Annotated in this window: 22 protein-coding genes; 20 read left to right on the top strand and 2 right to left on the bottom strand. The window is 66.4% G+C overall.

All coding sequences use genetic code 11. The features are described from left to right. Nucleotides 1-353 precede the first annotated feature (353 nt). The 4 genes from rpmE (at nucleotide 354) to prmC (ending at nucleotide 3360) form a co-directional block, all read left to right on the top strand. Entirely contained in the window at nucleotides 354-578 is a 225-nt protein-coding gene (gene rpmE, locus NS2_RS00600) for a 50S ribosomal protein L31 (protein WP_033085055.1), read from the top strand. 264 nt (nucleotides 579-842) lie between these two features. Next, nucleotides 843-1922: a peptide chain release factor 1 gene (prfA, locus tag NS2_RS00595; RefSeq protein ID WP_033085054.1), complete on the top strand. Its 1080-nt coding sequence runs from the start codon at nucleotides 843-845 to the stop codon at nucleotides 1920-1922. A gap of 10 nt (nucleotides 1923-1932) precedes the next feature. Continuing rightward, nucleotides 1933-2379 (top strand): aminoglycoside 6'-N-acetyltransferase, encoded by a 447-nt coding sequence (gene aac(6'), locus NS2_RS00590; RefSeq protein WP_033085053.1) that lies wholly within the window; start codon nucleotides 1933-1935, stop codon nucleotides 2377-2379. Between the two features lie 102 nt (nucleotides 2380-2481). Beyond that, nucleotides 2482-3360, top strand: a complete 879-nt coding sequence (gene prmC, locus NS2_RS00585) for a peptide chain release factor N(5)-glutamine methyltransferase (RefSeq protein ID WP_033085052.1) — start codon at nucleotides 2482-2484, stop codon at nucleotides 3358-3360. Between the two features lie 3 nt (nucleotides 3361-3363). Here prmC and NS2_RS00580 read toward each other — a convergent pair whose 3' ends face one another. Then, entirely contained in the window at nucleotides 3364-3657 is a 294-nt protein-coding gene (locus NS2_RS00580) for a DUF427 domain-containing protein (RefSeq protein ID WP_033085051.1), read from the bottom strand. A gap of 100 nt (nucleotides 3658-3757) precedes the next feature. Here NS2_RS00580 and NS2_RS00575 point away from each other — a divergent pair, with 100 nt between their 5' ends. The 11 genes from NS2_RS00575 (at nucleotide 3758) to NS2_RS00520 (ending at nucleotide 13582) form a co-directional block, all read left to right on the top strand. Next, nucleotides 3758-4423: an L-threonylcarbamoyladenylate synthase gene (locus NS2_RS00575; RefSeq protein WP_033085122.1), complete on the top strand. Its 666-nt coding sequence runs from the start codon at nucleotides 3758-3760 to the stop codon at nucleotides 4421-4423. Nucleotides 4424-4434: 11 nt separating this feature from the next. Next, nucleotides 4435-5628 carry an MraY family glycosyltransferase gene (locus NS2_RS00570; RefSeq protein ID WP_033085050.1) on the top strand — a complete coding sequence of 398 codons (1194 nt, stop codon included), beginning with the start codon at nucleotides 4435-4437 and terminating at the stop codon, nucleotides 5626-5628. 2 nt (nucleotides 5629-5630) lie between these two features. Next, on the top strand, nucleotides 5631-6068 hold the full coding sequence (locus tag NS2_RS00565) for a Cg1360 family ATP-synthase-associated protein (RefSeq protein ID WP_172416787.1): 438 nt from the start codon (nucleotides 5631-5633) through the stop codon (nucleotides 6066-6068). A 362-nt stretch (nucleotides 6069-6430) separates the two neighbouring features. After that, complete coding sequence (atpB, locus tag NS2_RS00555; RefSeq protein WP_486348217.1) at nucleotides 6431-7210, top strand: F0F1 ATP synthase subunit A; 780 nt, start codon at nucleotides 6431-6433, stop codon at nucleotides 7208-7210. Nucleotides 7211-7286: 76 nt separating this feature from the next. Then, entirely contained in the window at nucleotides 7287-7532 is a 246-nt protein-coding gene (locus tag NS2_RS00550) for an ATP synthase F0 subunit C (protein WP_033085048.1), read from the top strand. Between the two features lie 28 nt (nucleotides 7533-7560). Beyond that, nucleotides 7561-8118: a F0F1 ATP synthase subunit B gene (locus NS2_RS00545; protein ID WP_033085047.1), complete on the top strand. Its 558-nt coding sequence runs from the start codon at nucleotides 7561-7563 to the stop codon at nucleotides 8116-8118. Nucleotides 8119-8137: 19 nt separating this feature from the next. Further along, on the top strand, nucleotides 8138-8947 hold the full coding sequence (locus tag NS2_RS00540; protein ID WP_033085046.1) for a F0F1 ATP synthase subunit delta: 810 nt from the start codon (nucleotides 8138-8140) through the stop codon (nucleotides 8945-8947). A gap of 64 nt (nucleotides 8948-9011) precedes the next feature. Next, nucleotides 9012-10649, top strand: a complete 1638-nt coding sequence (gene atpA, locus NS2_RS00535) for a F0F1 ATP synthase subunit alpha (RefSeq protein WP_033085045.1) — start codon at nucleotides 9012-9014, stop codon at nucleotides 10647-10649. A gap of 53 nt (nucleotides 10650-10702) precedes the next feature. Next, the gene (locus NS2_RS00530) at nucleotides 10703-11674 is read left to right on the top strand and encodes a F0F1 ATP synthase subunit gamma (RefSeq protein ID WP_033085044.1); all 972 of its coding nucleotides are present in this window, start codon (nucleotides 10703-10705) and stop codon (nucleotides 11672-11674) included. Nucleotides 11675-11767: 93 nt separating this feature from the next. Continuing rightward, a complete protein-coding gene (gene atpD, locus NS2_RS00525) occupies nucleotides 11768-13198 on the top strand; it encodes a F0F1 ATP synthase subunit beta (RefSeq protein ID WP_033085043.1) in 1431 nt (476 codons plus the stop codon). Nucleotides 13199-13204: 6 nt separating this feature from the next. Further along, nucleotides 13205-13582 (top strand): F0F1 ATP synthase subunit epsilon, encoded by a 378-nt coding sequence (locus NS2_RS00520; protein WP_036546139.1) that lies wholly within the window; start codon nucleotides 13205-13207, stop codon nucleotides 13580-13582. Between the two features lie 66 nt (nucleotides 13583-13648). Here the strand turns inward: NS2_RS00520 and NS2_RS00515 are convergent, their stop codons facing one another. After that, complete coding sequence (locus NS2_RS00515; RefSeq protein ID WP_033085041.1) at nucleotides 13649-14737, bottom strand: NAD(P)-dependent alcohol dehydrogenase; 1089 nt, start codon at nucleotides 14735-14737, stop codon at nucleotides 13649-13651. Nucleotides 14738-14939: 202 nt separating this feature from the next. Here NS2_RS00515 and NS2_RS00510 point away from each other — a divergent pair, with 202 nt between their 5' ends. From NS2_RS00510 to murA, 5 genes are all read left to right on the top strand, one after another. Further along, entirely contained in the window at nucleotides 14940-15584 is a 645-nt protein-coding gene (locus tag NS2_RS00510) for an MspA family porin (protein WP_228102508.1), read from the top strand. A gap of 26 nt (nucleotides 15585-15610) precedes the next feature. Beyond that, nucleotides 15611-16324 (top strand): MspA family porin, encoded by a 714-nt coding sequence (locus NS2_RS00505; RefSeq protein ID WP_261772251.1) that lies wholly within the window; start codon nucleotides 15611-15613, stop codon nucleotides 16322-16324. A 168-nt stretch (nucleotides 16325-16492) separates the two neighbouring features. Next, nucleotides 16493-16915 (top strand): DUF2550 domain-containing protein, encoded by a 423-nt coding sequence (locus tag NS2_RS00500; RefSeq protein ID WP_033085119.1) that lies wholly within the window; start codon nucleotides 16493-16495, stop codon nucleotides 16913-16915. A gap of 22 nt (nucleotides 16916-16937) precedes the next feature. Beyond that, the gene (locus tag NS2_RS00495; RefSeq protein WP_033085039.1) at nucleotides 16938-17531 is read left to right on the top strand and encodes a cob(I)yrinic acid a,c-diamide adenosyltransferase; all 594 of its coding nucleotides are present in this window, start codon (nucleotides 16938-16940) and stop codon (nucleotides 17529-17531) included. A 10-nt stretch (nucleotides 17532-17541) separates the two neighbouring features. Further along, a complete protein-coding gene (gene murA / locus NS2_RS00490; protein WP_033085038.1) occupies nucleotides 17542-18804 on the top strand; it encodes a UDP-N-acetylglucosamine 1-carboxyvinyltransferase in 1263 nt (420 codons plus the stop codon). The last annotated feature ends 243 nt before the right edge of the window (nucleotides 18805-19047 follow it).

The following is a 19047-nucleotide window of genomic DNA, read 5'->3' as shown; positions in this document are numbered from 1 at the left end:
CGGGGGATGCCGACCCCCGGATCGTCGCGTCCTTCCTGGCCACCGCTGTCCTTCCGATCGTCGCGTGACTCTCACCTGGACAAAACTCTATGAACACGGGTGTTCGTATTCTTGAGTAGCGAGCTACTCGACTTCCAGCCTCACTCGAGCCCCCGGAATATGCGTGCCCTTAGTTTCTTGGGGTGACGCCGGGGAACAAACCGGACGTACCGGGGGTTGAGCACGCTGGAACCCCTCGCGGCGGCTACCCCAACAGCACCGCATATACTGTTCCGTCGGCAACCATGCCTAAGTCGGTTTTGGTTCACGTCCCGCGTTCGCGAGGCGACCCAAGGCCTTTCGAAAGGACACCCATGAAGGCAGGAATTCACCCCACGTACGTGGACACCACGGTCGTGTGCGGCTGCGGCAACACCTTCCAGACCAAGAGCACCAAGGAGTCGGGCCAGATCACGGTCGAGGTCTGCTCCCAGTGCCACCCGTTCTACACGGGCAAGCAGAAGATTCTGGACACCGGTGGCCGCGTGGCTCGCTTCGAGGCCCGCTACGGCAAGCGCGCCCCCAAGGCTGCCAAGTAGCTGTCCCGCCGACGCCCGTCCTGCTCTCAGCAGGCCGGGCGTCGGTGCGTTTCCGGACTGTGTCCAATTTGCCCTCCGCTTCGCTCCGGGCTGGTTCGCGGCCCTGCAAGCTCGGTCTTCCCTCCTCCGCTCCTCCGCTTCGCTCCCCCGCTCCAAGGCGGAGGTCTATCAAGCCGCAGTCCAGACCGAGCCGGGCCGCGAACCTTGCGGGTTGGGCGTCATGGAAACTAGAAGCCAATTAGTCCTACAGAAGGAGCATTCGCGATGGCCGACAAGACGGCCCCCAACGCGATCGACGACATCCTGGCCGAGTACCAGGGGCTGGAAAGCCAGCTCGCCGACCCTTCGCTGCACAATGACCCGGGCGCGGCGCGTCGAGTCGGCAAGCGTTTCGCCGAGCTCGGGCCGATCATGGCCACCTACAACAAGCTGAAGACCGCGCGCGAGGATCTGTCGGCGGCCAAGGAGCTCGCGGCCGACGACGCGTCCTTCGCGGCCGAGGTGCCCGGGCTCGAGGAGCAGGTGCTGGAGCTGGACAAGCAGCTCACCGACCTGCTCGCGCCGCGCGACCCGCACGACGGCGACGATGTCATCCTTGAGGTGAAATCCGGTGAGGGCGGCGAGGAGTCGGCGCTGTTCGCCTCCGATCTGGCCCGCATGTACCTGCGTTACGCGGAACGCCACGGCTGGAAGGTCGAGGTGCTCGGCGTCACCTACTCCGATCTGGACGGGTACAAGGATGCCAGCTTCTCCATCAAGAGCAAGGAGGCCAGCCGCGACGGCGTCTGGTCCAAGCTCAAGTGGGAGGGCGGCGTGCACCGCGTGCAGCGCGTGCCGGTCACCGAATCCCAAGGGCGCATTCACACTTCGGCCGCGGGCGTGCTGGTGTATCCGGAGCCCGACGAGGTCGAGGAAGTCGAGATCGACGAGAAGGACCTGCGCATCGACGTGTACCGGTCCTCCGGCAAGGGCGGCCAGGGCGTCAACACCACCGACTCCGCCGTGCGCATCACCCACCTGCCCACCGGACTGGTGGTGACCTGTCAGAACGAACGGTCCCAGCTGCAGAACAAGATTCGCGCCAAGCAGGTCCTCGCCGCGCGCCTGCAGGCGCTGGCCGAGGAGCAGGCCGAGCAGGACGCGGCCGCCGGTCGCGCCACCCAGATCCGCACCGTGGACCGCTCCGAGCGCATCCGCACCTACAACTTCCCGGAGAACCGCATCGCCGATCACCGCATCGGCTTCAAGGCGCACAACCTGGATTCGGTGCTGGACGGCAATCTCGACGACCTGTTCAACGCCCTCGGCGAGGCGGACCGCGCGGCCCGTCTGGCGGCGGAGTAAGGCGCAGGCCATGGACACGCGTATCGAACGGGTGACCGCCGACGCCATCGACGCGGCGGCGGCGCTGCGGTACGCGCTGTGGCCGACCCTGGACGAAGCGGGACACCGCGCCGAACTGGCCGAACAGGTCGCCGACCCCGAAGCCGTCATCCTGGTGGCCCGCACCGAGGACGGTGAACCCGTCGGATACGCCGAGGCCAGCATCCGCCACGACTACGTGAACGGCTGCGACACTTCGCCGGTGGCCTTCCTGGAAGGCATCTTCGTGGCTCCCGGCCACCGGCTGCACGGGCTGTCGGGCGCGCTCTGCGGCGCGGTCGAGGAGTGGGGACGCTCGGTCGGCTGCACCGAACTCGGCTCCGACGCCCTGCTCGCGAACGCCGTCGCCCACCGCTTCCACCAGGCCAACGGCTTCGAGGAGCGCGAGCGAGTGGTGTACTACCGCAAAAAGCTCTGACGCCACGCCCGGTGCCGTCGGCGCGCGCCAGGTTGGGCGGGAGACGGTTCGGGGCAAACAATTTCGTGCGAGCATGTGCGTGGGGAAGAAAGGCTGCAAATCGTGAGTCGTGCACCTTTGCGACCGGCTATTCGAGAGGCCGCCGAGATCCTGGCGAAGGCCGGGGTCCCCAGCCCCCAGGCGGACGCGGAACACCTTGCGGCACATGTGCTGGGCGTCGACCGGGGTCGGCTGGCGCTCATGCCGATGCTCACCCCCGACCAGCTGGAGGAGTACCGCAAGCTGGTCGCCCGGCGTGCGGAACGCTTTCCGCTGCAACACCTTACGGGCACCGCGGCAATGGGTGAGATCGATCTCGCGGTCGGCCCCGGCGTCTTCGTGCCGCGCCCGGAGACGGAATTGCTGTTCGCCTGGGCCCTGGCCCAGCTCGAACAGCTCGGCCACGAACATCAGCCCATCGTGGTGGACCTGTGCACCGGATCCGGGGCGCTCGCGCTGGCCATCGCCCACGCCCGCCCCGACGCCCAGGTCCACGCCGTGGAACTCGACGCCGAGGCCCTCGCCTGGGCCCGCCGCAACGCCCTGCAACTGGCCGACGAGGGCGACACCCCGATCGACCTGCACGCGGGCGATGTCACCGACCCGACCATCCTCGAGCACCTCGACGGCCGAGTCGACGTGGTCGTCTCGAACCCGCCCTACATCCCCGAGGACGCCCAGCTCGATCCCGAGGTCATGGACCACGATCCCCACCGCGCCCTCTTCGGTGGCCCCGACGGCCTGTCCGTCATCCGCCCCATGATCCCGAACATCGCCCGCCTGCTCCGCGAAAACGGTGCGGCGGCAATCGAACACGACGACACCAATGGCTCGGGTGTGGCCGCCCTCTTCGCCGCGCACGGCGGATTCGCCGATATCGTCGAGCACCCCGACCTGGCCGGGAAGCCGCGCTTCGTGGTGGCTCGCCGCACCGCCGGCTGACGGTTACCCCGGCAGGTTCTCGATCTCCACCCCGTGCCAGAAGGCCACGTGGTTCTTGATCTTGCGAGCCAGGGGACTCGGGTGGGGGTAGTACCAGGCCGCGTTCGGGTTCTCCGCACCGTCGACCGTGACGGTGTAGTAGCTCGCGATGCCCTTCCATGGGCAGACCGTGTGGTGGGAGCTCTCGCTGAAGTATTCGAGCTTCAGCGAATCGACCGGAAAGTACTGATTGCCCTCGACCTCGACGGTCGAATCGGCCTCGGCGATGACCGCCCCGTTCCAAATCGCACGAATCATGGGCCGTGCCTCCTTCGTCCAGCCCGAGGATACGACCGAATCGCGTCCGAAACCCGGCGCGACAGTGGCACGCCGAGCGTCCCGTGCCAAGATGTCAGCCGTGAGTACCGTCTACGACTGTGCCGATCCCGACTCCCGTGCCGCCGGTCTGAATGCCGCGCGCAGCACGCTGAAGTCCGGGCGGTTGGCCGTCATCCCGACTGACACGCTCTATGGGCTCGCCGCCGACGCGTTCGACAGTCAGGCGGTGAGCGCGCTGCTGGCCGCCAAGCGCAGGGGCCGGGACATGCCGGTGCCGGTGCTGGTCGGGTCCTGGAACACCATCGACGGGCTCGTCTTCTCGGTGCGGCCGCAGGCCCGCGAGCTGATCCGGGCCTTCTGGCCGGGTGGGCTGAGTCTGGTTGTGCAGCAAGCGCCTTCGCTGGCGTGGGATCTGGGCGACGCGCGGGGCACGGTGATGCTGCGGATGCCGCTGCACCCGGTGGCGCTGGAGCTGCTGCGCGAGGTCGGCCCGCTGGCGGTGTCGAGTGCGAACGTCTCCGGGCAGCCGCCCGCCACCACGGTGGCCGAGGCGCAGGCGCAGCTGGGGGAGCTGGTCGGGGTGTACCTCGACGGCGGTCCGGCCGATCACGCGGTGGCGTCCACGATCGTCGATCTGACCTCGGATACCCCGCGCGTGCTGCGCGAAGGCGCGGTGCCGGTCGAGAAACTCGCGGAGGTGCTCGGCATGTCGCCCGAGGAGCTCCGCCAGGACGACGCGCGGTGACGGCCCGTTAAATGCTGCTGAGTCAGGGCGTATTCAGCCAGGGCGCGGTCGTCCCGCTGCGGGAGCTGTTGCTGGTGCTGCTCGTCGCCACGGTCATCGCCTTCCTGACCACCGGTGGAATCCGGGTGCTGGCCATCGCTTTCGGCGCGGTGGCCATTCCGCGCGAGCGCGATGTGCACGTGAAGCCGATTCCGCGCATGGGCGGCATGGGCATCTACCTGGGCCTGGTGGCGGCCGTGCTGTTCGCGCACCAGCTGCCCGCCCTGCGCCGCGGCTTCGACTATCCCAAGGACATTCCCGCGGTGCTGGCCGCGGCGACGCTCATCGTGCTGGTCGGCATCATCGACGACCGCTGGGGCCTGGACTGGCTGACCAAGCTGGTCGGCCAGATCACCGCCGCGGGCGTGATGGCGGTGATGGGCCTGAGCTGGGTGGCCATCTACAACCCCTTCACCAACGAAACCGTGGTGCTGGATCCGCTGCAGGGCGGTCTGGTGACCGTCGGCATCACCGTCACCGTCGTGAATGCCATGAATTTCGTGGACGGCCTGGACGGTTTGGCCGCGGGCCTCGGCTTCATCGCCGCCGTCGCGGTTTTCGTGTTCACCGTGGGTTTGCTCTATGAGGTCGGCGGTTCCACCGACACCTATCCGCCCGCGTTGCTGGCCGCCGCGCTGGCGGGCGCGTGCCTGGGATTTCTGCCGCACAATTTCTCACCGGCCCGGATTTTCATGGGCGACACCGGTTCCATGCTCATCGGATTGATGCTGGCCGCGGTGTCCACCGGCGCTTCCGGGCGAATTCCGCTGCAGGGTTACGGCCCGCGCGACATCGTGGGTCTGTTGTCACCGTTGTTGCTGGTGGGTGCGGTGATGTTCATTCCGGTACTTGATCTTGTATTGGCGGTGGTCCGCCGAGTTCGCGCCGGTGTGAGTTTTTCCACTCCGGACAAAATGCATCTGCATCACCGTTTGCTGCAGATCGGGCATTCCCAGCGCCGCGTGGTGCTGGTGATCTATCTGTGGGTGAGTGTCTTCGCATTCGGCGCGGTCGGCACCTCGTTGATCTCGGATCGGACATTGGTCGTGCTGGGCTTCGCGGCTGGACTGGTTTTCGCGCTCATCGTGACCGCGGTCCCGTCCTGGCGGGAGTTGCGGAGCCCGACCCGCAAACCGCCCCACGATCGCGAGAACGCCGCCGGGTAGAGTTGCTGACCGTGAGCACGCCATCCCATCCCGGACCCGACGCCCCGCTACGTGCGGCGCTGCGCTACGGCATCGCCGGTTTGGCTGTGCTGGTTGTGGTTTCGGCCATCCTGTCATCGGTCTTCGCGGGCCTGCCCGGCCTCTGGGGAGCCCTCATCGGGGCCGCCCTGGGCGGTGCGTTCATTCTCACCACCGCCGCGTCCGTGCTGTTCAGCGCGAAGATCGAATCCGGCCTGCAGGGCATCGTGCTGCTCGGCAGCTGGGTCGGAAAGCTGCTGCTCGCAGTGGTTGTCATCGCGGTGCTCAAGCAGTTCGACTTCTACAACCGCTACTCGCTGTTCTTCACGGTGATCGCGGCCCTGCTGATCGTGCTCGGGGCGGAGACCTACGGCCTTCTGCGCCAACGGGTTCCGACCGTCGAAGTGGAGCGTGACCTGTAGTTTCGCGGCGCGCGCGACCCGGCGAAACACCGTTCACCACGGGTTTCACCGACCCCCTACGCAATGTCGTAGATAACTTGATAAACTCTTTACCTGTAGTCAACCGAATCAACAGGGGGGTCGCCTGAGACCCGCCTGAGAGCAGGTTATGCTTACAGCCGTACCGGGCCCTTCGGGTCACCGGTTCTGCACCGTCGACGATGTCGCCGACGCGCGTACAGACGCCAGGGCGTGACCGCCACAGCTGCTGACGAACTTCGAGCCGACCTGAGTCGACCCACCAGATCGTCAATGTCCGATCGAACCGCGGGAGAAAACTATCTTCTGCGTTCCGACCACGGGAGAGAACGCTGAGCGTCACCATTTTGGCGGGCGAGTTCCACGCGCCGTCACTCAACGACTTCTTCCCTCCAGCAGTGCTGTTCGAGGGGAAGCCTTTCGAGCTCGACCGTTTGATGCTTATTCGCATCCTCATGTCGGCCGTTCTCGTGATCGTCATGTTCGCGGCATTCCGACGCCCGCAGCTGGTTCCGCGCGGCCTGCAGAATGTCGCCGAAACCGGTCTGGTGTTCGTCAAGGAACAGATCTGCGACGAGGTGCTGGGTAAGGAATCCGGCAAGAAGTTCTTCCCGCTGATCGCGTCCATCTTCTTCACGGTGCTGTTCTTGAACATCTCGGGTGTTATTCCGGGCCTGAACATCTCGTCGAACGCGCGTATCGGCATGCCTCTCGTACTGGCCGTCGTCGCCTACATCACCTTCAACTATGTGGGCATCAAGAAGTACGGCTTCCTGAAATACATGCGCTCGTCCATCGTGGTGCCGAATGTGCCGCCCGCGTTGCACGTGCTGCTGATCCCGATCGAGTTCATCTCGACCTTCGTGCTGCGCCCGTTCACGCTGACCGTCCGTCTCATGGCGAACATGCTGGCAGGCCACATCATGTTGGTGCTGTTCTTCAGTGCCACCCAGTTCTTCCTGTTCGACGCCGTCTCCTGGATGAAGGTGTTCTCGCCGTTCTCGCTGCTCGCGGGCTTCGGCTTCACCCTCTTCGAACTCCTGGTCGTCTTCTTGCAGGCGTACGTGTTCGCGCTGCTGACCGCCGTTTACATCGGTCTGGCCCAGCACGCCGACTCTCACTGACCAACAACCGCACCAACACCAAAAACCTGCTTCACGCGCCGTCGGCGGGTGGGCGACAGAAAGGGAAACAACACTAATGAGCACCCTCTCGTACCTGGCTGCTGAGGTTGTCGAGTCGAAGGCCAAGGGCTACGGCGCCATCGGTTACGGCCTCGCCGCGATCGGCCCCGGCATCGGCGTGGGCATCGTCGTCGGTAAGGCCATCGAGGGCATCGCCCGTCAGCCCGAGCTGCAGGGCACCATCCGGACCAACATGTTCCTGGGTATCGCGTTCACCGAGGCCCTGGCGCTGATCGGTCTCGTCGCCGGCTTCATTTTCTGATTCCGGCTCGAAAGACTAGGAATCAACGATGAACAGCATCGCTTTGCTCGCGGCTGAGGGGTCGGACGACGTCAACCCCCTCATCCCGGAGCCGTATGACATTTTCTGGTCTGCGGTCGTCTTCATCGTTATCGCCTTCGTCTTCGGCAAGTACGTCGTTCCGCGCCTGACCAAGGTGCTGGACGAGCGTTCCCAGAAGATCGAGGGCGGTATCGCCAAGGCCGAGGCCGTGCAGGCCGAGGCGCAGGCCACCCTGCAGCAGTACCAGGAGCAGCTGGCCGAGGCTCGCCTCGAGGCTGCCCGGATCCGCGAGGAGGCCCGCACCCAGGGCCAGACCATCCTCGCCTCGATGCGCGCCGAGGCCCAGGCCGAAGCCGATCGCATCGTGGCCGCGGGTCACTCGCAGCTGGAGGCGCAGCGCCAGCAGATCGTGACCGAGCTGCGGTCCGAGCTGGGCCGCACCGCGGTCGACCTGGCCGAGAAGATCATCGGTCAGTCGGTGGCCGACGAGGCCAAGCAGGCGGCGTCGATCGACCGGTTCCTCGCGGAACTGGACGCGAACGCCGGCATCGGGGTCGGAAGGTAACGAGCCGAAAGTGGGAAGCATGTACGCAGCGAGCCGCGAGGCGAGTTCCCGTGCGCGGGAAGCTCTTCGGGCCGCTCTGACCGGTAGCGACACCGTCGCGGCTACTACGGGGTCCGAGCTGTTCGCCGTTGTCGCCGTCCTCGACGACCAGCGTTCGCTGCGTGTGGCGCTCGCGGATAAGTCGGTGTCGAGTTCGGCGCGCGCCGAGCTGGCCGAGCGAATCTTCGGCGGCAAGATCAGCGGAACCACGCTGGCCGTGCTGACCACCGCGGTGGCGCAGGACTGGTCCCGCGCCCGCGATCTGGTCGACACGCTGGTGCTGCTCGGCCGCGAGGCGCTGTTGCGCGCCGCGGACGAGCGTGGCCGGCTGACCGCCGTCGAGGACGAGCTGTTCCGGCTGGCCCGGATCATCGACGACAACCCGGACCTGGAGCAGGCGCTGCAGGACCACGGCAAGCCGGCGCAAGCCAAGCGCGCCCTGGTGCAGCGTCTGCTCGCGGGCAAGGTCGAGGACATCACCCTGCAGCTGGCCGAGCAGGCCGTGCTGCGCCACAAGGGTGATGCCGGCCAGGCCATCGACGAGCTGTCCGACCTGGCGGCTTCGCTCCGGGACCAGATCGTGGCGCACGTGCGCGCCGCGGTGGCCCTGACGCCGCAGCAGCGCGAGCACCTCGCCGCGTCGCTGCAGCGCATCTACGACAAGCCCGTCACGGTGCACGTGGAGGAGGACCCGACCCTGCTGGCCGGTGTCGTCGTTCGCGTGGGCGACGACCTGATCGACGGCAGCGCCGTCGGCCGCCTCCAGCGCTTGCGTCAGTCTCTCGCTTAGAGACGAACGCCGAGAAGCGCACTTACACACCGACATTCGAGACCACAGCGAGAGCAGGAAGAACATGGCGGAGCTGACGATCTCCCCCGATGAGATCCGTAGCGCGATCGAGAGCTACACCCAGAGCTACACCCCCGAGACCTCCATCGAAGAGGTCGGTGTCGTCACCGACACCGGCGACGGCATCGCCCACATCAGCGGCCTGCCCTCGGCGATGGCCAACGAGCTGCTGGAGTTCCCGGGCGGCGTCCTCGGCGTGGCGCTGAACCTGGAGGACACCGAGATCGGTGCCGTCGTTCTGGGTGAGTTCGACACCCTCGAAGAGGGCCAGCAGGTCCGCCGCACCGGCGACGTGCTCTCGGTCCCCGTGGGCGACAAGTTCCTCGGCCGCGTCATCGACCCGTTGGGCGCGCCGATCGACGGCCTGGGCGAGATCGAGGCCGACGAGCGTCGCGTGCTCGAGCTGCAGGCCGCCACCGTGCTGGAGCGTCAGCCGGTCGGTGAGCCGATGGCCACCGGCATCACCGCCATCGACGCCCTGACCGCCATCGGCCGCGGCCAGCGTCAGCTGGTCATCGGCGACCGCAAGACCGGCAAGACCGCGGTCTGCATCGACGCGATCATCAACCAGAAGGCCAACTGGGCCACCGGCGATCCGACCAAGCAGGTGCGCTGCATCTACGTCGCGATCGGCCAGAAGGGCTCCACCATCGCGGGCGTGAAGTCGGCCCTCGAGGCGCACGGCGCGATGGAGTACACCACCATCGTCGCGGCCCCGGCCTCCGACTCCGCCGGCTTCAAGTGGCTGGCCCCCTACACCGGTTCGGCCCTGGGCCAGCACTGGATGTACCAGGGCAAGCACGTCCTGATCGTGTTCGACGACCTGTCCAAGCAGGCCGAGGCCTACCGCGCCATCTCGCTGCTGCTGCGCCGCCCGCCGGGCCGCGAGGCGTACCCGGGTGACGTCTTCTACCTGCACTCGCGTCTGCTGGAGCGTTGCGCCAAGCTGTCCGACGCGCTGGGCGCGGGCTCCATGACCGGTCTGCCGATCATCGAGACCAAGGCCAACGACGTCTCGGCGTTCATCCCGACCAACGTCATCTCCATCACCGACGGCCAGGTGTTCCTGGAGTCGGACCTCTTCAACAAGGGTGTCCGCCCGGCCATCAACGTCGGTATCTCGGTTTCCCGAGTCGGTGGCGCCGCGCAGACCAAGGCCATGAAGAAGGTCTCCGGTTCGCTGCGTCTGGAGCTGGCCTCCTACCGTGAGCTCGAGGCGTTCTCCGCCTTCGCCTCCGACCTGGACGCCGCCTCGCTGGCCCAGCTGGAGCGCGGCGCGCGCTGGGTCGAGCTGCTCAAGCAGGACCAGTACGCCCCGGTTTCGGTTGAGGACCAGGTCGTTTCGCTGTACCTGGTCGACGGTGGCTACTACGACTCGGTGCCGGTCGGCGACATCCGCCGCTTCAACACCGAGCTGCTGGAGTCGCTGCACGCCTCCGTGCAGTCCTCCTTCGACGCCCTGCAGGGCGGCGCGAAGGTGCTCGAGGGCGAGGCCGCCGATGCCATCAAGGCCGCGACCGACAAGTTCAAGCTGGGCTTCCTGGCGTCCGACGGCTCGCGGGTCGTCGAGGCCGAGGCCGACAAGCTGGACCACGAAGAGGTCGAGTCCCTGGCCGTCACTCGCAAGCACGTCGAGAAGTAAGACGAGCCGATGCGACTGACCGTTTCGACGAATGAAGGGAGTGTGAACCGCTAATGGCAAACGTGCGCGAATTGCGCTCCCGCATTCGTTCTGTGAGCTCGATCAAGAAGATCACCAAGGCTCAGGAGCTGATCGCGACCTCGCGAATCAGCAAGGCGCAGGCCCGAGTTGCCGCCGCCAAGCCCTACGCGGAAGAGATCACCAAGGTGCTGGCCGAATTGGCCAGCGCCAGTGGGAATCTCAATCACCCGCTGCTCACCGAGCGTGAGAACCCGCGCCGCGCAGCGGTTCTGGTCATCACCTCCGACCGCGGTATGTGCGGTGGCTACAACTCCAACGTGCTCAAGCGCGCCGAGGAACTGCTGGTCACCCTGCGCTCCGAGGGCAAGGAGCCGGTGCTGTATGTGATGGGCGCGAAGGGCCTGACCTACTACACCTTCCGCAAGCGGTCGGTGAACGGGTCGTGGCTGGGCTTCTCGCAGCAGCCGAACTACACCGACGCCTCGGCCGCCTGCAACCACCTGGTGGAGGCGTTCATGGCCGGCGCCGACGGCGAAGTGCCCGCCCCCAACGGGGTCGGCACCATCGCCGGTGTGGATGAACTGCACATCGTCTACACGCGTTTCGTGTCGATGCTGTCGCAGCAGCCCGAGGTGCGTCGCCTGGCTCCGATCCAGGTGACGTTCGTGGACGAGAACTTCGACATGGGTCCCGACAGCTTCACCGACTCCTCGTCGGCGGAACTGAAGCCCCAGTACGAGTTCGAGCCGGACGCGGATCGCCTGCTGGGCGCGCTGCTTCCGAAGTACATCAACACTCGGATCTACTCGTCGCTGCTCGAGGCGGCGGCATCGGAGTCGGCTGCGCGCCGCACCGCCATGAAGGCCGCAACGGATAACGCCACGGACCTGGTCAATTCGCTGACCCGGACCGCGAACTCGTTGCGCCAGGCGCAGATTACGCAGGAAATCACGGAAATCGTCGGTGGCGCCAACGCGCTGGCGTCGAGCTCGGACCGCGACTAAGGCCGGGCGGGTTGTGCCTCAGGCGCGGAGGCGGCAGCTTGCGTAACCACGTAGCGCCCAGCACAGCCCGCTATTCAACACGGAAGAGAACCAATGACCGCAGCTACTGAAACTCGGGTCGGCACAGGCCGTGTCGCCCGCGTCATCGGACCCGTCGTGGACGTCGAGTTCCCGCGCGGTTCGATTCCCGACCTGTACAACGCCCTCAACGTGGACATCGCGCTCGCGTCGGTGGCCAAGACGCTGACCCTCGAGGTCGCACAGCACCTGGGCGACAACATCGTTCGCACCATCTCCATGCAGCCGACCGACGGTCTGGTGCGTGGCGCCGAGGTGCGCGACACCGGCAAGCCGATCTCGGTGCCCGTCGGTGACGTCGTCAAGGGCCACGTGTTCAACGCCCTCGGTGACTGCCTCGACACCCCGGGTCTGGGTCGCGACGGCGAGCAGTGGGGCATCCACCGCCAGCCGCCCGCCTTCGACCAGCTCGAGGGCAAGACCGAGATCCTCGAGACCGGCATCAAGGTCATCGACCTGCTGACCCCGTACGTCAAGGGCGGCAAGATCGGTCTGTTCGGTGGTGCCGGTGTCGGCAAGACCGTTCTGATCCAGGAGATGATCACCCGTATCGCGCGTGAGTTCTCCGGTACGTCCGTGTTCGCGGGCGTCGGTGAGCGCACCCGTGAGGGCACCGACCTCCACCTGGAAATGGAAGAGATGGGCGTCCTCCAGGACACCGCCCTCGTCTTCGGCCAGATGGACGAGCCGCCGGGCACGCGTATGCGCGTCGCCCTCTCGGCCCTGACCATGGCCGAGTACTTCCGCGACGTCCAGAACCAGGACGTGCTGCTGTTCATCGACAACATCTTCCGGTTCACCCAGGCCGGTTCCGAGGTCTCGACCCTGCTGGGTCGTATGCCCTCTGCCGTCGGTTACCAGCCGACCCTGGCGGACGAGATGGGTCAGCTGCAGGAGCGGATCACCTCGACCCGTGGCCGCTCGATCACCTCGATGCAGGCGATCTACGTCCCCGCGGACGACTACACCGACCCCGCGCCGGCCACCACCTTCGCGCACCTGGACGCCACCACCGAGCTTTCGCGTCCGATTTCGCAGAAGGGCATCTACCCGGCCGTCGACCCGCTGTCCTCGACCTCTCGTATCCTCGAGGCTTCGATCGTCGGCGAGCGGCACTTCCGGGTGGCCAACGAGGTCAAGCGAATCCTGCAGAAGTACAAGGAACTTCAGGACATCATCGCCATCCTCGGCATGGACGAGCTCTCCGAAGAGGACAAGGTCCTCGTCGGTCGCGCCCGTCGCCTGGAGAAGTTCCTGGGCCAGAACTTCATCGTGGCCGAGAAGTTCACCGGTCAGCCGGGTTCGGTCGTGCCGCTGGAGCAGACCATCGACGACTTCGATCGCGTCTGCAAGGGCGAGTTCGACCACCTGCCCGAGCAGGCGTTCAACTCCTGCGGTGGCCTGGACGACGTCGAGGCGGCCGCGAAGAAGATCGCCGGGAAGTAGTCATCCATGGCAGACATGTCCGTTGATCTGGTCGCCGTCGAGCGACTGGTGTGGTCGGGCCGGGCGTCCTTCGTCTCGGCCCAGACCACCGAGGGCGAGATCGGCATCCTGGCCGGTCACGAGCCCTTGCTCGGCCAGCTGGTCGAGGGCGGCACCGTGACCATCGTGTCCGACGACGACGAGCGCATCGTCGCCGCCGTGCACGGCGGTTTCTTCTCGGTCACCGCCACCTCGGTGCGCGTGCTGGCCGAATCCGCCGAATTCTCCTTCGATATCGACGAGGCGGCCGCCAAGGCCGTCGTCGCCGATCCCGAGGCGAGCCCGGCCGCGCTGGCCAAGGCACAGGGCCAGCTGCGGGCGCTCGAGAAGGCTGCCTCCGCGTAGTCTTCCGGCACCGAAACGACAGCGGCGGCCCCAGGGGAAATCCCTGGGGCCGCCGCTCTTTCGATGTCAGAAGGTGAGGATCGGCTTGATCGTCGTCCCGTGGTGGGCGTCGGCGACCGCGGTGTCGATGTCCTCGAACTTGTAGGTCTTGCTGATCTTCTCGATCGGGAACTTGCCTTCGGCGTGCCATTGCAGCAGCCGCGGAATGAATTGCTGTGGATCGCCGCTGCCCTCGATGCAGCCGCGCACGGCCTTGCCGTTGCCGGTGAGGTGGCCGATCTCCAGGTCCATGCTGGCCTCGCCCAGACCGACCAGCACCAGGGTGCCCATGGGGGCCAGCGCCTCCAGTCCCTTGGCGATCACGGCATTGAGCGCCGTGGTGTCCAGGGCGAAGTTCGCGCCGCCGTTCGTCGCCGCGATGATCTGCGCCACCACGTCCTCGGCCGTGCCGTCGATGGTGACGTCCGCGCCCAGTTCCTTCGCCACGGCCAGCCGCTCCGCGGAAAGGTCAATGGCCACAATGGTTCCCGCGCCGATGGCCCGGGCGGCCAGCAGGGCGGCCATGCCCACGCCGCCGACGCCGAAGATGGCGATCGAATCGTCCGGGCGCGGCTTCATGACATTGGCGACCGCGCCCGCGCCGGTCTGCACACCGCAGCCGAAGGGGGCGGTGGCGGTGAGGTCGACGCTCTCGTCCACCACCACGACGCAGCGCGCCGGAACCAGCGCGTGGGTGGCGAAACTCGACTGCCCGAAGAACGCGCCCATCACGCGTTCGCCTTTGCTGCTCAGCGGCGACGTGAAATCCGAACGGCCGCCCGAAGTGTTCAGAATGACGAAATTCTCGCAATAGGGCGGAAGTCCGTTCGTGCAGCGCGAACAGGTGCCGCAACTCGCGTAAGTCAGCAGTACATGGTCGCCCACTTCGATTCCGGTTACCTCCGAGCCAATCCGCTCGACCACGCCCGCGCCCTCGTGACCGAGCACGATCGGCAACTCGGGCGGGAACAGGCCCTTGGTGACCAGGTCGGTGTGGCAGACGCCGCTCGCGACCATGCGTACCAGCACCTCACCGGCGCGCGGGTCCTCGAGCTCGAGGGTCTCCATCGAGAACGGCTTGTCCGCCCCGCGGGCCACTGCGGCAGTAATTTCCACGGAATCTCCTCCAACACTTCCGAATTGTCCGGAGCATAAGAACCTGTTCTAGATTTCGGCCATGTCGGATCCCACTGAGTGGGGTTGGGGGTGGACGTGTGGTTGAATGCTCTCGCCGGTCTGTGGATGTGATCCAACCCATACGGCAAAGCCTCGGCTATTCCAGCATTTTCAGCTTTTCTCCACTATGAGCGAGGGGTTGATGAGCGGGCTTCGTATCGGCAAGTGGGGGGTGGCTGTCGCGGTCGTCGCGGTCGCCCTCGGATTCTTCTCACCGGGTGCGGCGAACGCGGATGTCACCGTGCCGCTCCCCGACGGGCACATCGAGGGCCCGGGGGTGAAACTCACCAGTATCGGTGAGCGCGCGATCATTTCGCCGTCGCTGGCCGCCAATGGCGCGGGCCGGACTTCCTGGGTGTCGGGCAATGTCACCGCCGATGTGGACACGCCGGACGGGGACGTCGGACCCAACAACGGCCCCAAGAACTTTCCGGGCACCAACAATTCCGGAACCCACGGGTCGTCCAACCTGAGCACCGGATACATCGTCGGGTGCCAGGTGAACCTGGGCGTGCTGAGCGCGAACTCCACCTTCGCCCTCTCCGCGACACCGAGTGTCTCGGGCGGGTTCAGCTTCCCGCTGTCGCCGGGCCAGGTGCAGTGGGTGGCCATCAACAACATCGAGCTGATCAAGAGCGGCACCTACACGATCAACTACCAGGACATTCCGATGGAGATTCAGGGCTGCGGCGGTTACGCGCAGGCCCGGCAGGTCTCCGTGGTCGAGATCATCGGCACGGACTATCACAAGACCAGCCTCTACGGCCAGCCGTTCAGCATCGGCTGATGAGACCACTGCGAAGGAGGGATCGCTTGTACGGCAGGGCAATTCGCGTTCGGGGCGGCCGGGCGTTCGGAGTGGCGCTGGCCGCGGCGGTGGTGTTCGGTTTCGGTCCGGCCGGTTCGGCACGGGCCGACACCTTCATTCCGCTGCCCGGTGGAACGATCACCCGCCAGCTCGCTGACGGCACCACCATGACGGTCCGGATCACCGGCGAGTCCGCAAAGATCAGCGGATCGATGGGTGACACCCCCGCGCATCGCAATGTCTGGACCACCGCCGTGGCCAGTGTGGATCTCGACGGCCCGAGCGCCGACAGCAATCAGATCCAGATCAAGATCAGCCCCGGCTATATCGTCGGCTGTCAGGTGGATATCAGCGGCGGACTGAACAGCGGTGCCAGCGGCGGCGTGACGAACGACCCCAGCAAGATGACCCAGCAGAATCCGTTCGCGGGCCTCTCGGCGACCCAGTCGCTGTCCGAGGGCATCACCCTCGGACCCGGGCAGGCCGTCGCGCGCCTCATACTGGATCTGGAGAAGCCCGACGACTATGGCCAGGAATCGCACAAGCGCTACAACAAGGTTTCCTGTCCGCACGCCAGCGTCAGCTGGCAGGACGAGGCCTTCGAGGTGAACGGCTGCGGCGGCTACGCCCAGGCGCGGTCGTTCGTCGCCGCCGAGGTCGATACCCCCAACTTCATCGGCAACCTGGTGCTTTACGGTGAGCCGTTCAGTATGGGCTGATATATCTTCTGCACCTCGCTGATCAGCGCATACGTCACATTCGGTGGATGGCCGGACTCCGCCATTCCGCGGTCGCTACTATCGACCGAAAGCGGGGCCCGGCCTTCGGCCGGTTCGTGATCGACAGCAACGCGGATGTGAAGGGACGGAGCGGCATTGCAGACCGGGATGTGGCTTCTGATCATTCTGGTGTTGCTGCTTGTCGGCCTGGCGCTGGCCTCGACCTATCGCCTGATCATGCTTCGCCGTGGCGGCACGGCCGCCTTGCTGCGGGTACTGCCCGCGCGCGGGCACGGCGGCGGCTGGCGGCACGGCCTCATCCGCTACGACGAGGACACCCTCCTCTTCTACAAACTCTCCAGTCTCAAGCTCGGCCCGGATTCGTCCATGCGCCGGTTGGCCATCGAGATCGGCCCGCGGCGTTCCCCGCAGGATGACGAGTACGACATCATGACCGACGAGGTCATCGTCATGTGCTCGGACGGCGACGGCAGCTACGAGCTGGCGCTCGACCGCGGCGCCATGGCGGCCTTCCTGTCCTGGGTGGAATCCCGCCCCTCCGAGCGCATTCGCCGTCGCCGCGCGGGCTAGCCCGGGGAATTAGGGTGAGGGCATGAGCGTGCACCTGACTCGGATCTATACGCGCACCGGCGATGACGGTACGACCGGTTTGAGTGACTTCTCCCGGGTGGCCAAGACCGATCCGCGGCTGATCGCCTATGCCGACTGTGACGAAACCAATGCGGCACTCGGGGTGGCCATCGCGCTCGGGCAGCCCGATGAGCGGATGCTCGGTGTGCTGCGTTCCATACAGAACGATCTCTTCGACGCCGGCGCGGACCTGTCCACCCCCGTGGTCGCAGAGCCCAAATACCCGCCGCTGCGCATCACCCAGCCCTACATCGACCGCCTCGAGAAGTGGTGCGATGAGTTCAATGAGCCTCTGGAACCGCTGAATTCGTTCATCCTGCCGGGCGGAACGCCGCTGGCCGCGCTGCTGCACACGGCTCGCACGGTCGCGCGACGCGCCGAGCGTTCGGCCTGGGCCGCGGTCGACGCGGAACCCGAATCGGTGAGCGCGCTGCCCGGCAAATACCTCAACCGGCTGTCCGACCTGCTGTTCATCCTGGGCCGCGTCGCCAATCCGGACGGCGACATCCTCTGGCGGCCGGGCGGAGAGGCCACGAGCACGGGACCGGACCACTAGGCTGACCCCCGTGAGTGAACGGTTTCTGGTGACCGGGGGCAGCAGGCTCGTCGGTGAGGTCGCGGTGGGCGGCGCGAAGAACAGCGTCCTCAAGCTGATGGCCGCCGCATTGCTGGCCGAGGGTACGACCACCATCACGAACTGCCCGGACATCCTGGATGTGCCGCTGATGGCCGAGGTCCTGCGGGGCCTCGGCTGCGACGTGACGGTCGACCACGAGACGGTGACCATCGCGACCCCGGCGGAACCGAAGTACCACGCGGACTTCCCGGCCGTCACCCAGTTCCGCGCCTCGGTGTGCGTGCTGGGTCCGCTCATGGCGCGCTGCAAGCGGGCCGTCGTCGCGCTGCCGGGCGGTGACGCCATCGGTTCGCGTCCGCTGGACATGCATCAGCAGGGGCTGCGCCTGCTCGGCGCGACCTCCGAGATCGAGCACGGCTGCCTGGTGGCGCGGGCCGAGGAATTGCAAGGCGCGCGGATTCGGCTGGACTTCCCGTCGGTGGGCGCGACCGAGAACATCCTGATGGCCGCGGTGCTGGCCGAGGGCGAGACCGTCATCGACAATGCCGCGCGCGAGCCGGAGATCGTGGATCTGTGCAACATGCTGGTGCACATGGGCGCGAAGATCTCCGGCGCGGGCACCTCGGTGCTGACCATCGAGGGCGTGGACGAGCTGTCGCCGACCACGCACCGGGTGATCGGCGACCGCATCGTCGCCGCGACCTGGGGCATCGCCGCCGCCATGACCACCGGTGACGTACGGGTGACGGGCATCAACCCCAAGCACCTGTCGCTGGTGCTGGACAAGCTGCGCTCGGCGGGCGCGCGAATCTCGTTCGAACCGGATGGTTTTCGCGTGGTGCAGGCCGATCGCCCTCGCGCCGTGAACTTCTCGACCCTGCCGTTCCCGGGGTTCCCCACCGATCTGCAGCCCATGGCCATCGGCCTGGCCGCCATCGCCGACGGCACCTCGATGATCACCGAGAACATCTTCGAGGCGCGCTTCCGCTTCGTCGAAGAGATGATCCGGCTGGGTGCGGATGCCCGGACCGACGGGCATCACGCTGTGGTGCGCGGGATTCCGCGACTGTCCTCTGCGCCGGTGTGGTCCTCCGACATCCGCGCCGGCGCGGGCCTGGTGCTCGCGGGTCTGGTCGCCGACGGTGTCACCGAAGTGCACGACGTCTTCCACATCGACCGTGGCTACCCGGATTTCGTGGAGAACCTGCGCTCGCTCGGAGCCCAGATCGAACGGGTCGGAACCGCAGACTGAACAACCGGTGTGGGGACGTGTTCGCGAAAACCCCTCCTGAACAGGCGATTTGACATGCGAACAACCAACACGTAACTTATTCCAGGTCAGAGCGACACGGACACCGACTCCGGTGAGACGAGCTTCGCCTGATGATCACACTAGCTCCCACCAACCAGCGGATTTGGTTCTGCTGTGCGGATGGGGCTAAGCTTGAAAAGTTGCCTCACGATCGAGCGGGACTAAGAGCCCGGGAGATCGTTT

This window comes from Nocardia seriolae NBRC 15557 (assembly GCF_007990715.1).
Taxonomy (GTDB): domain Bacteria; phylum Actinomycetota; class Actinomycetes; order Mycobacteriales; family Mycobacteriaceae; genus Nocardia; species Nocardia seriolae.
This window is presented reverse-complemented; position numbering and strand designations above follow the sequence as displayed.